We start from the raw sequence: 11,840 nt of genomic DNA on the forward strand, positions 1-11,840 counted from the left end.
ATCGGTTTGGATGCCTAGCGTGACGGCCGACACACCGACCGAACCCGGGGGAGCCATGGCCATCGACCAGACACACGCAGCGATCGACGGCGGGCCACTGCCCGGCCACGTCGAGGCGCACGGCATCGACGTCATCCCGGACAGCGAGCGCACCGGCACCGCCCGCAGCCTGTTCGCGCTCTGGGTCGCGCCGAACGTCAACTACCTCTCGTTCGTCGTCGGCGGCGTGCTCGTGCTGATGGGCCTGAGCCTGGGCCAGGCGATCGCCGCGGTCGTGGTCGGCTGCCTGTTCTCGATCGCCACCGGCATCGTCGCGGTGACCGGCCCGGTCTCGGGCACGCCCAGCCAGGTCGCGACCCGGGCCATGTACGGCGTCCGCGGCAACCGGGTCGCGATCGCGGTCAACGGCTGGTTCGTCTCGGTCTGCTACATCGCGCTGAACTGGCTGACCGCCTCGGTGATCGGCTTCGCGCTCACCGAGCGGATCGGGCTCGGCTCCTCGACGCCGGTCCAGGTGCTCGTCGTGCTGGTCATCGCGTCGGCGACGACCGCGATCTCGATCTACGGCCAGGGCCTGATCATGCGGCTCTACGGCCCGCTCTCGGCGGGGCTGACGGTCGTCTTCCTCCTCGTCTCGGGCTTCCTCGTCGCCAAGGCCGACTTCTCCTACACGCCGCCGGTCGCCCTGCACGGCGCCGACCTCTGGCTGACGTGGATCGCCGGTGTCACCCTCATCGCCGCGACCCCGCTGTCGTACACGATCAGCTCCGACTTCGCCCGCTACCTGCCCCGCGACACGAGCCCGGTGGCGGTCGCGACCTGGACCGCCCTCGGCAACGCAGTCCCCGGCATCGCCCTGCTCACCGTCGGCATCCTGGCCGCCACCGTCACCGACCTCTCCGACCCGGAGGCCGGCCTGAAGGGCATCGTCCCCGGCTGGCTGGTCACCGTCTTCCTGGTCGCGATCATCGTCGGCATCCTCGCCAACAACGCGCTCACGACGTACAGCTCCGGCCTGGCGCTCCAGGCTGTCGGCCTGCCGTTCTCCCGCGTGGCCAGCGTCGGCGTCACCGCCGTCGTCGGCGTCGCGATGACGCTCTACGCGCTGTTCGTCTTCGACTTCCTCGACACCGTCAGCAGCAGCCTGGTCCTGCTGGTCAGCCTGGTCGGCCCGATCATGGCGATCTACGTGACCGACGTCCTGATGCGCCGCAACTCCTACGACGGCGCCGAGCTCAGCGACAGCAGTCCCGGCTCGCGCTACTGGTACACCGGCGGCGTCAACCTCGCCGGCGCCATCGCCTGCCTCACCTCGTTCGTCGCCGCGCTGATGTGCGCCAGCACCGAGGCCTTCACCGGCCCGGTCGCGAAGTCCCTCGACGGCCTCGACCTGTCCGTCCCGGTCGGCATGATCGGAGCCTCGGTGCTGTACGTCGGCCTGACCCGCCTGTTCTACGGAAAGGACGCCCGATGACCGCCGAGACCGTCGTCCTGCGCAACGCCCGGATCTTCACCGCCGACCCCGACCACCCATGGGCCGAGTCGGTCGTCCTCGCCGGCGGCCGGGTCCAGGGTCTCGACCAGGCCGCGCCCGAGGGCGTCGAGGTCGTCGACCTCGACGGCGCCTTCGTGCTGCCGGGCTTCGTCGACGCCCACACCCACCTCGTCGAGATGGGCGCCTCCGCGGAGGAGGTCGGCCTCGTCGACGCCGCCGACATCGCCGAGATCCAGGCCCGCGTGGCCGCTGCCGCGGCCGAGGGGCGCACCCGGGTGATCGGCAACAGTTGGCTGTTCCCGGCGCTCGAGGGCCGGGAGCCGCACAAGGACATCCTCGACGCGGTCGTCGCGGACGTGCCGGTCTACCTGCAGGCCAACGACCTGCACTCCACGTGGTGCAACTCCGTCGCGCTGCGCGAGCTCGGCATCGACGCGGACACCCCGGACCCGATCGGCGGCACCATCGAGCGCGACGCCGACGGAGACGCCACCGGCCTGCTCAGCGAGATGGCCGCCCTCGGCCTGGCCCGCAGCTTCCTCGCCTCCCAGGTCACCGACGCCGACCGTGACGCCTGGTTGCAGGCCGGCATGTCCCGCTACCTCGCCGACGGCGTCACCACGGTCGTCGACATGGGCGTCGAGGAGCACGACCTCGCCGCCTTCGAGCGGGCCCTGGCCGCCGGCGCGCTGCCGCTGCGCGTCATCGGGCACTGGCTGGTGAAGCCGTCCGCGACCGAGGCCGAGAACCTCGCCCAGGTCGAGACCGCGCTGGCCCACGCCCGCCGCCTCGACGGCGACCGGCTGCGGATCACCGGCATCAAGATCATGGCCGACGGCGTCATCGACAGCTGCACGGCCTCGATGGCGAAGCCGTACGCCGACGGCAGCAACGCCGCTCCCATCTGGGACCGCGAGGCGCTGATCCCCGTCGTCGTCGCGGCCGACGCAGCAGGCTTGCAGATCGCGATCCACGCGATCGGCGACGAGGCCTCGGCCATCGCCCTCGACGCCCTCGAGGAGGCGATCCGGGTCAACGGCCCGCGCGAGCGCCGGCACCGGATGGAGCACCTCGAGGTGATCTCCGAGGAGAGCGTCGCCCGCCTGGCCCGACTCGGCGTCGTCGCGTCCATGCAGCCGGTCCACGCCGACCCCGCGGTCCAGGACAACTGGCGCGCGATGCTCGGCGACGAGCGGGTCGAGCGTGGCTACCCGTGGCGCGAGATGACCGACGCGGGCGCCGTGCTCGCGTTCGGCACCGACGCCCCCACGGCGCCGCACCTCCCGCTGCACAACATGTACATCGCCACGACCCGCCGCTCCGCGCTGGTCGAGGGCCTGCCGGCCAACACGCCGCACCTCGCCGTACCGCTGGCCGAGGCGTTGACCCACGCCACCCGGGACGCGGCGTACGCGTCCCGGATGGAGGGGGTCATCGGCACCATCGCGCCGGGCCGCTCGGCCGACCTCGTGGTGCTGGCCGCCGACCCGTTCGCGACCGTCCCCGATGAGCTGCTGACCACCGAGGTGCTCCGCACCTTCGTGGCCGGCGTCGAGCGGGCTCAGCGCGACGCAGGGTCCAGCGTCCTGGTGTAGATCGCCGCACCGTCGACGTCGCGCAGCGTCACCGTCAGCTGTCCGCTGCGGCCGTCGACCTCGACCTCGCCGAAGAACTGGAAGCCCTGCGCCGGCGAGGCGTTGGGTGCCGGCGGGGCCGCGACGAAGTCGGCGACCGGGCCGAACGTGCCGTCCAGCGCATTCGGCCCGAACGCGCCCGCGTTGAGCGGACCGGAGACGAACTCCCAGAACGGGTCGAAGTCCTGGTACGCCGCCCGGTCGGGTGAGTAGTGGTGGGCCGCCGTGTAGTGCACGTCGGCGGTCAGCCACACGTGGTTGCGGATCCCGGCCCGCCGCAGCGCGGTCAGCACCCGCGCGATGTCGATCTCGCGACCCAGCGGCGCGCCGGGGTCACCCTGGGCGAGCCCCTCCTGCGCGCTGGCACCGTCGGGCACGACCAGGCCGAGGGGCAGGTCGTTGGCGATCACCTTCCAGGTGGCCCTCGAGCACTGCAGCTCGCGGATCAGCCACGCGGTCTGCTCCTCGCCGAGCACCCCGCCGTCGCCGACCGTCTCGCGGTTGCCGGTGTTGGGGTCCTTGTGGGTGCGCATGTCGAGCACGAACAGGTCGAGGTGCCGGCCGTAGCGGATCACCCGGTAGACCCGGCCCTCGGAGTCCGGGGAGATCGCGGCGACCGGGACGTAGTCGTGGAAGGCCCGGTGCGCCCGCGCCGCCAGCACGTCGACCCGCTTCTCGGTGTAGCGGGCGTCGTCGAGGACCTGTCCGGGGAACCAGTTGTTGCGCACCTCGTGGTCGTCCCACTGCGTGACCTGGGAGGTCTCGGCGAGGAAGGCGCGCCAGTTGTCGGCCATCAGGTTGTAGCGGTACTGGCCGCGGTACTCGTCGAGGGTCTCGGCGACCTTGGTCTTCTCCGGGATCACCAGGTTGGTCCAGGTGCCGCCGCCGGGGAGTGCCACGGATGCCTGGACCGGGCCGTCGGCGTACACGTTGTCGCCGCTGCAGAGGAAGAAGTCGGCGTCGCGCGAGCGCATCGCGTCGGCGATCCGGAAGCCGCCGTACGCCGGGTTCACGCCCCAGCCCTGCCCGGCGATGTCGCCCGACCACAGGAACCGTACGTCGTCGCGACGGCCGGGCGCGGTCCGCAGTCGGCCGACGGTCGGCTCGCTGGTGGCGCGGTGGTCGTGGAGGTCGACGGCCCGGATCCGGTAGTGCAGGTCGGTGCCCTCGGGCAGGTCGCCCAGCACGATCTGGCCGGTGAGGTCGGTGTCGGGCGTGACGACCGGGCCCCGCACGGTGCGCGCCCTGCGGAAGGACGGGTCGCGGCTGATCTCGGCGACCAGCCGCGAGGGCCGGTCGGCCTTCGACCAGAGCACGGCCGAGCCGGGCCGGACGTCGCCGGACTGGACGCCGAGCGGCAGGACGGGGCGGTCGCGGCGGACGAGCAGGGGAGCGGCGGCGGCGCGTGCGGGCAGCTGGCCGGTGACCAGCCCGGAGGTCGCGGCGGTGCCGGCGAGGAGGGCGGCGCCGCGCAGCAGATTGCGGCGGGAGGTGGGGGCGGGGGAGTCCGAGGTCATGGTCCCCAGCCCACCGTTCGCGGGCGAACGCCGACCTACGACGAGGTGCCGCGCGGGAGAGGCGACGGTGAATCGCGGGCGGCGAATTCCTGAACCCGTCCCGCTTTGGGAGGATGGGTCCACCATGTCTGCCGCCGCCCCGCAGCCGGGTCACACCGACCCCGCGATCATCCGCAACTTCTGCATCATCGCGCACATCGACCACGGCAAGTCGACGCTCGCCGACCGGATGCTGCAGCTCACCGGCGTGGTCGGCGAGCGCGAGGCCAAGGCGCAGTACCTCGACCGGATGGACATCGAGCGCGAGCGCGGCATCACCATCAAGAGCCAGGCCGTCCGGATGCCGTGGACGGTGACGGCCGGCAACGAGGCGGGTGCCGAGCCGGGCACCTACATCCTCAACATGATCGACACCCCGGGCCACGTCGACTTCACCTACGAGGTGTCCCGTTCGCTGCAGGCGTGCGAGGCCGCGATCCTGCTGGTCGACGCCGCCCAGGGCATCGAGGCGCAGACCCTGGCGAACCTCTACCTCGCGATGGGCGCCGACCTCCACATCATCCCGGTGCTCAACAAGATCGACCTGCCGAGCGCCAACGTCGAGAAGTACGCCGCCGAGCTGGCCAACCTGGTCGGCTGCGAGCCCGAGGACGTGCTGCTCACCTCGGCCAAGACCGGTGTCGGCGTCGAGGCCCTGCTCAACGAGATCGTGAAGTCGGTCCCGGCGCCCGTCGGCGACGCGAGCGCTCCGGCCCGCGCCCTGATCTTCGACTCGGTCTACGACACCTACCGCGGCGTGGTCACCTACGTCCGGGTCGTCGACGGCGAGCTGTCGCACCGCGACAAGATCAAGATGATGTCGACCGGTGCGCTCCACGAGATGCTCGAGGTCGGCGTGATCAGCCCCGAGCCGATCAAGGCCGCCAAACTGGGCGTCGGCGAGACCGGCTACCTGATCACGGGCGTGAAGGACGTGCGCCAGTCCCGGGTCGGTGACACGGTGACGGTCAACGGACGCCAGGCCACCGAGCCCCTCGGCGGCTACGAGCACCCCAACCCGATGGTCTTCGCGGGTCTCTACCCGATCGACGGCGACGACTACCCGACGCTGCGCGACGCCCTGGAGAAGCTCCAGCTCAACGACGCCGCGCTCACCTTCGAGCCGGAGACCTCCGGTGCCCTCGGCTTCGGCTTCCGCTGCGGCTTCCTGGGCCTGCTCCACATGGAGATCAGCCGCGAGCGGCTGGAGCGCGAGTTCAACCTCGACCTCATCTCGACCGCCCCCAACGTGGTCTACGAGGTCGTCATGGAGGACGGCACGCAGCTCACGGTCACGAACCCGAGCGAGTACCCCGACGGCAAGATCGCCGAGGTTCGCGAGCCGATCGTCGACGCCACGGTTCTCGCGCCGGCCGACTACATCGGCACGATCATGGAGCTGTGCCAGCAGAAGCGCGGCACCCTGCAGGGCATGGACTACCTGTCCGAGGACCGGGTCGAGATGCGCTACGTCCTGCCGATGGGCGAGATCGCCTTCGACTTCTTCGACCAGCTCAAGTCCAAGACCAAGGGCTACGCCTCGCTCAACTACGAGTTCTCCGGCGACCAGGCCGCCGACCTGGTGAAGGTCGACATCCTGCTCCAGGGCGAGCCGGTCGACGCGTTCTCCGCCATCGTCCACAAGGACGCCGCCTACTCCTACGGCGTGATGATGGCCGGAAAGCTCAAGGAGCTCATCCCCAGGCAGCAGTTCGAGGTGCCGATCCAGGCCGCCATCGGCGCCCGGGTGATCGCGCGCGAGAACATCCGCGCCATCCGCAAGGACGTCCTCGCCAAGTGCTACGGCGGTGACATCACCCGCAAGCGGAAGCTGCTGGAGAAGCAGAAGGAAGGCAAGAAGCGGATGAAGATGGTCGGCCGCGTCGAGGTGCCCCAGGAGGCCTTCGTCGCTGCGCTGTCGACCACCGGTCCCGCGGGCGACAAGCCCAAGAAGTAGCGCCGGGCCTCAGGGCTCCCACACCGCCGCGTCGTGCGCGAACACGACGCGGCGCGGGTCGAAGGCAAGGATCCGCCGCATCCACGGGCTCGGGTCGTCGGCTGCGGCGTGCGCCGCCCACTCCGCGGCCGTGTCATGCGCCTGCCCGGCCAGCACGACCGTGCCGTCCGTGCAGGCGACGACCAGCGACTGGTGGCCGTCGACGTGCCCCGGGGTCGGTACGACGAGCACACCCGTCGCGATCTCGGTCTCCCCGTCGAGCAGCTCGTAGCGAGCGCCCGGGAAGTCGACGAGCTCCGGCACGGTGTAGTCCGGTCCGCGCGCCGCGTCCAGCTCGCCGCGCTGGGCCAGGACGGGGCGTCCGGCGAGAAGAGGGTTGCCGCCGATGTGGTCGAAGTGCAGGTGGCAGTTGACCACCAGGGCGACCTCGTCGAGGGCGACGCCCACGCGCGCCAGCGCCTCGGGGAGCGGTACCCGAGAGGGGCGGTAGTGCGCCTCGGTCTCCGCGCCGGCGTCGCCCATCCCGGTGTCGAGCAGGACCAGACCGGCCGGGGAGCGCACGACGTACCCCAGGACGTGCTCGACGCGGGACTGCCCGGTGCCGGTCTCCTCGGCCGGGCGGACGAAGGCGCCGAGCTCCACGCGTCGTACGTCGTCGGACCGCATGCCCTGCACGTTACGTCGCACCACCGCTGTGCTGGGATGGATGCGTGCCCCTGACCGTGCCCGCCGAACTGGACAGCCAGCGTGCGCTCGGACCGGAGTGGGTGGCCTGGCTGGACCGGCTGCCGGCCACCACGCAGTCGGTCCTGGACGACTGGGAGCTCACCCCCGAGGGCGAGAGCTGGCACGGCTTCTGCTCACTCGTGCTGCCGGTGACCACGGCGGACGGCACGCCGGCGGCGCTCAAGGTCGGGCTGCCCGACGACGAGTCGCAGCACGAGCACGTCGCCCTCCAACGCTGGCGTGGCCGGGGCGCCGTCGAGCTCCTGCGCGCGGACCCCGGCCGGCGGGCGCTGCTCCTGGAGCGCCTCGAGCGGGAGGACCTCACCGAGGCCTGGGACGTCGAGGCCTGCGAGATCGTCGCGAGCAGGTACGCCGACCTGCACGTGCCGCCGATGCCCCAGCTGCGCGCGCAGGCGTCGTACGTCGAGCGCTGGGCGACCGCCCTCACCCGCGACGCCGCGACGGTGCCGGTCCCGCGCCGCCTCGTCGAGCAGGCCCTCGGCCTGGCCCGGGACCTGACCGCTGAGCCCGCGACCGCCGTCATCCACGGCGACCTCCACTACGGCAACGTGCTGCGCGGGCGCCGCGACGGCGAGGACACCTGGCTGGTCATCGACCCGAAGCCGACGAACGGCGACCCGCACTACGAGCTGGAGCCGATGCTGCGCGACCGGTTCGAGGAGTACGCCGCTGCGTGGGCGGTCGGCTCGGTGCGCGACGGGATCCGGCGCCGGTTCCACGCCCTCGTCGACGCCGCCGGGCTCGACGAGGCCCGTGCCCGCGACTGGGTCGTCGTCCGCTCGGTCCTCAACGCCCACTGGGCGCACGAGGACGCCGTGCGCGCGCATCGCTCCCTGGACGCCGAGGAGCGTGCCCACGTGACCGCGTGCATCACGGTCGCGAAGGCGGTCCAGGACTAGGGCGTGTCCGAGGCCGCTAGGCGGAGTGGGCCGCCTCCACCTCGGTGACGCCTGCGCCCTCCGCGCTCCCGTCGGCGTACAGCGACCGCAAGCTCCCGGAACTCGCGCAGCAGCCGGCGCCGCGGTGCGCCGTGTCGCACCAGCAGCCGCAGCGTCGCGGCGGTGGCAACCGTGGGCGTGAAGACCTCCCACGGGTCGGAGCGGTGGTTGAACATGTCGAGCATCCGGTCGTAGGTGCCCTTCGCGACCATCCGGACGTCGGCCCCGGCTGCGGTGGCCGCGCCGACCAGGATCGGGTCGAGCACGAACCGGCGCACCGGCACCGCGCCACCGACGTCACCGGCGACCTGCGGAATCGCCTGGGTCGTGGTCAGGTCGTCGACCCGCACGTGGGAGCGCATGACGAACGGCGCCCCGGTGGCTCGCACCTGCTCGATCACCCCGAGCCGGTCGAGGAACGCGAGCACGTTGGCCTCCATGACGTGCGTCGACATGGTGTCGCGCGGGAACCGCGCCTGCTCGAGGAGGACGACGTCCACCCCGGCTCGGGCGAGGAGGGTGGCGAGGGGAGCGCCGGCGCACCGGGCTCCGACGACGACCACCTCGGTCTGCTGGTCCGTGCTCGGCATGGCTGCTCCTCGGGGTGGGCCCGAGAGCATGTGCCCGAGAAGCGGTTCCCAGCGGTATCGCCCGCCCGGTACGGCGCGGGAAGGGCTCAGCCTCGGCGGACCGAGGCGACCAGGTCGTCGTACCTCGACCGGTGAGCGCGCCACCACTGCAGTCCGTCGGCCGGTCCCCATGGGCTGTAACACGCTGTCCGCGCGACTACCCGGCTGTTGTCAGCAAGGGGCACGGCGTGTCGGCGGCGTGTCGTGCTGAGAACCGGCGACCAGACGGGCGGACAGCGTGTTACAGCGACTGCGGCCCAGCGCCAGCCCCACCCAGGAAATCAGGAGGAGCCGCGCCATGCCTCGACGGTAGCCTCGCGTCATGGCGTTCGTGCGGAGCATCAGTGTCGGCCAACCACAGGACAAGGACTGGGCGGGGATCGGTCGCACCTCGATCGACAAGCGCCCGGTGACCGGGCCGGTCGCGGTCCACGAGCTCGGCATCGACGGCGACTCGGTGTCCGACACCGAGCACCACGGCGGCCCCGACCAGGCGGTCTACGCCTACGCCCGCGAGGACCTGGACTTCTGGGAGACCGAGCTCGGGACGCCGATCCGCGACGGCCAGTTCGGCGAGAACCTCACCACCGAGGGCATCGACCTCAACGCCCTGGCGATCGGGACCCGGCTGCAGATCGGCGCGCCCGGGGTCGGCGTCGTGCTCGAGGCGGTCTACGTCCGCACGCCGTGCAACGACTTCAAGGGCTGGATGGGGGAGAGCGGCTACGACCCGCGCGCGTGGGTCAAGAGGTTCACGCTCGAGGCCCGCCCGGGGCCGTACCTGCGGGTGCTGGAGACCGGCACCGTCGCGCCCGGCGACCCGATCGAGCTGGTGCACGTCCCGACCCACGGGAGGACGATCCGCGACATGTTCGTCGCCCTCAACACCGACCGCAGCCTGCTTCCGGACCTGTTGGTCGTGGACGGGCTGCTGCCCAAGGTGCGCGCAAAAGCGGAGGAATTCGTCCAGAGGACGGCCGGTTCGCTACCTCCTGCGGAGCCGGTGGCTTAGGTTACTGCCCAGTCACTGTCTCGGACGAGCACCACAGGGAGCGACATGCCCGTCATCCACGACACCAATTTCCTCGATCACATGCCGGCGAACTGCGCGGTGCAGTTCCTCGACCGCGTCGAGAAGAGTGCCGACCGGGAGGCCTTCCGCTTCCCGCGGGGTGAGGCGTGGGAGTCGGTGACCTGGCGCCAGGCCGGTGACCGGGTACGCCGCCTCGCGGCCGGCCTGCTCGCGCTGGGGCTCGAGCCCGAGCAGCGCGTCGGCATCGCGTCGTCGACCCGCTACGAGTGGATCCTCGCCGACCTGGCCGTGATGTGCGCCGGCGGTGCCACCACGACGGTGTACCCGTCGACGGGCGGCGAGGACACGGCGTACATCCTCAGCGACTCCGCCTGCCGGATCGTGTTCGCCGAGGACGACTCGCAGCTGGCCAAGCTGCGCGCCCACCGCGCCGAGCTGCCCGAGCTGATGAAGGTCGTCAGCTTCGACGAGACCCTCGCCGACGGCGACTGGGTGATCTCGCTCGACCAGCTCGCCGAGCTCGGCGACGCGCACCTCGCCGAGACCCCCGACGCGGTCGATGCCGTCGCGAAGGCGATCGGCCCCGACCAGCTCGCGACCCTGATCTACACCTCCGGCACCACCGGCAAGCCCAAGGGCGTGCGCACGCTCCACCGCGCCTGGGTGTTCGAGGGCGAGGCGATCAAGGCCCAGGACATCCTCCACGAGGACGACCTGCAGTTCCTGTGGCTGCCGATGGCGCACTCCTTCGGCAAGGTGCTGCTCTCCACGCAGCTCGCCTGCGGCTTCGCGACCGCGATCGACGGCCGGGTCGACAAGATCGTCGACAACCTGGGCATCGTGAAGCCGACCTTCATGGGTGCCGCGCCCCGCATCTTCGAGAAGGCGCATGCCCGGATCGTCACCATGCAGGCCGCCGAGGGCGGTGCCAAGGAGAAGATCTTCCTCAAGGCGTTCGAGGTCGGCCGTAAGGTCGACGCGCTGCGCCTGGCCGGCAAGTCCGTGCCGCTGCCGCTCAAGGTCCAGCACGCGCTGTTCGACAAGCTGGTGTTCAGCAAGGTCCGCGAGCGCTTCGGCGGCAGGGTGAAGTTCTTCATCTCCGGCTCGGCCGCGCTCAACGCCGACATCGCCGCCTGGTTCCACGCGGCCGGCGTCCTCATCCTCGAGGGCTACGGCATGACCGAGAACGCCGCCGGTGCCACGGTCAACCACCCCGACGCCTACAAGCTCGGCTCCGTCGGCCAGCCGTTCCCCGGCACCGAGGTGCGCATCGGCGAGGGCGGCGAGGTCCAGCTCAAGGGCCCGCACGTCATGGCCGGCTACCACAACCGGCCCGAGGCGACGAGCGATGCGCTGACCGCGGACGGCTGGCTGCGCACCGGCGACAAGGGCGAGCTCGACGCCGACGGCTTCCTGAAGATCACCGGCCGGATCAAGGAGCTCTTCAAGACCTCCGGCGGCAAGTACATCGCCCCGCCGGCCATCGAGGCCAAGTTCAAGGCGATCTGCCCGTACGTCAGCCAGTTCATGGTGTTCGGCGCCGAGCGCAACTTCGTCTCCGCGCTGATCACCCTCGACCCCGACGCCATCGCCGGCTGGGCCGCCGAGAACGGCAAGGAGGGCAAGGACTACACCGCCCTCGTCAACGACGACGCCGTGCAGGCGATGGTCGCGGAGTACGTCGACGAGCTCAACGCCCAGCTCAACCGCTGGGAGACGATCAAGAAGTGGAAGCTGCTCGACCACGACCTGACCATCGAGTCCGGTGAGCTCACCCCCTCGCTGAAGGTGAAGCGCAACGTCGTCGAGAACAACAACGCCGAGCTCATCGACTCCTTCTACTCCTGACCT

9 protein-coding genes are annotated in these 11,840 nt (G+C 71.3%); 6 read left to right on the forward strand and 3 right to left on the reverse strand.

From position 1 onward, the window contains the following. Nucleotides 1-19 precede the first annotated feature (19 nt). Both ACZYRU_RS18465 and ACZYRU_RS18470 read left to right on the forward strand, forming a co-directional pair. Nucleotides 20-1,474 (forward strand): purine-cytosine permease family protein, encoded by a 1,455-nt coding sequence (locus ACZYRU_RS18465; RefSeq protein ID WP_488958550.1) that lies wholly within the window; start codon nt 20-22, stop codon nt 1,472-1,474. Next, nucleotides 1,471-3,090 carry an amidohydrolase gene (locus ACZYRU_RS18470; RefSeq protein WP_488958551.1) on the forward strand — a complete coding sequence of 540 codons (1,620 nt, stop codon included), beginning with the start codon at nt 1,471-1,473 and terminating at the stop codon, nt 3,088-3,090. The genes ACZYRU_RS18465 and ACZYRU_RS18470 overlap by 4 nt, the downstream gene beginning before the upstream one ends. Here ACZYRU_RS18470 and ACZYRU_RS18475 read toward each other — a convergent pair. Continuing rightward, nucleotides 3,057-4,646: an alkaline phosphatase D family protein gene (locus ACZYRU_RS18475; protein WP_488958552.1), complete on the reverse strand. Its 1,590-nt coding sequence runs from the start codon at nt 4,644-4,646 to the stop codon at nt 3,057-3,059. The genes ACZYRU_RS18470 and ACZYRU_RS18475 overlap by 34 nt on opposite strands. 124 nt (nt 4,647-4,770) lie before the next feature. On the opposite strand from ACZYRU_RS18475, the gene lepA reads away from it, so the two are divergent. Further along, a complete protein-coding gene (lepA, locus tag ACZYRU_RS18480) occupies nt 4,771-6,642 on the forward strand; it encodes a translation elongation factor 4 (protein WP_488958553.1) in 1,872 nt (623 codons plus the stop codon). Between the two features lie 9 nt (nt 6,643-6,651). Here the strand turns inward: lepA and ACZYRU_RS18485 are convergent, their stop codons facing one another. Then, complete coding sequence (locus ACZYRU_RS18485; RefSeq protein ID WP_488958554.1) at nt 6,652-7,308, reverse strand: MBL fold metallo-hydrolase; 657 nt, start codon at nt 7,306-7,308, stop codon at nt 6,652-6,654. Nucleotides 7,309-7,352: 44 nt separating this feature from the next. Here ACZYRU_RS18485 and ACZYRU_RS18490 point away from each other — a divergent pair, with 44 nt between their 5' ends. Further along, the gene (locus ACZYRU_RS18490) at nt 7,353-8,288 is read left to right on the forward strand and encodes an aminoglycoside phosphotransferase family protein (RefSeq protein WP_488958555.1); all 936 of its coding nucleotides are present in this window, start codon (nt 7,353-7,355) and stop codon (nt 8,286-8,288) included. Here ACZYRU_RS18490 and ACZYRU_RS18495 read toward each other — a convergent pair. Continuing rightward, on the reverse strand, nt 8,285-8,917 hold the full coding sequence (locus ACZYRU_RS18495; protein ID WP_488958556.1) for an FAD-dependent oxidoreductase: 633 nt from the start codon (nt 8,915-8,917) through the stop codon (nt 8,285-8,287). The two genes, ACZYRU_RS18490 and ACZYRU_RS18495, sit on opposite strands and share 4 nt — an antisense overlap. Nucleotides 8,918-9,278: 361 nt before the next feature. Between ACZYRU_RS18495 and ACZYRU_RS18500 the strand changes: the two genes are divergently transcribed. Next, nucleotides 9,279-9,968: an MOSC domain-containing protein gene (locus ACZYRU_RS18500; RefSeq protein ID WP_488958557.1), complete on the forward strand. Its 690-nt coding sequence runs from the start codon at nt 9,279-9,281 to the stop codon at nt 9,966-9,968. A 45-nt stretch (nt 9,969-10,013) separates the two neighbouring features. Further along, nucleotides 10,014-11,837 (forward strand): AMP-dependent synthetase/ligase, encoded by a 1,824-nt coding sequence (locus ACZYRU_RS18505; protein WP_488958558.1) that lies wholly within the window; start codon nt 10,014-10,016, stop codon nt 11,835-11,837. The last annotated feature ends 3 nt before the right edge of the window (nt 11,838-11,840 follow it).

This window comes from Nocardioides sp. F233 (genome assembly GCF_057813895.1).

Excerpts from the sequence above, each read along its gene's own strand:
- ACZYRU_RS18470 (WP_488958551.1), top strand. The coding sequence starts at position 1,471 with ATGACCGCCGAGACCGTCGTCCTGCGCAACGCCCGGATCTTCACCGCC.
- ACZYRU_RS18500 (WP_488958557.1), top strand. The coding sequence starts at position 9,279 with ATGGCGTTCGTGCGGAGCATCAGTGTCGGCCAACCACAGGACAAGGAC.
- lepA (WP_488958553.1), top strand. The coding sequence starts at position 4,771 with ATGTCTGCCGCCGCCCCGCAGCCGGGTCACACCGACCCCGCGATCATC.
- ACZYRU_RS18505 (WP_488958558.1), top strand. The coding sequence starts at position 10,014 with ATGCCCGTCATCCACGACACCAATTTCCTCGATCACATGCCGGCGAAC.
- ACZYRU_RS18475 (WP_488958552.1), bottom strand. The coding sequence starts at position 4,646 with ATGACCTCGGACTCCCCCGCCCCCACCTCCCGCCGCAATCTGCTGCGC.
- ACZYRU_RS18495 (WP_488958556.1), bottom strand. The coding sequence starts at position 8,917 with ATGCCGAGCACGGACCAGCAGACCGAGGTGGTCGTCGTCGGAGCCCGG.
- ACZYRU_RS18485 (WP_488958554.1), bottom strand. The coding sequence starts at position 7,308 with ATGCGGTCCGACGACGTACGACGCGTGGAGCTCGGCGCCTTCGTCCGC.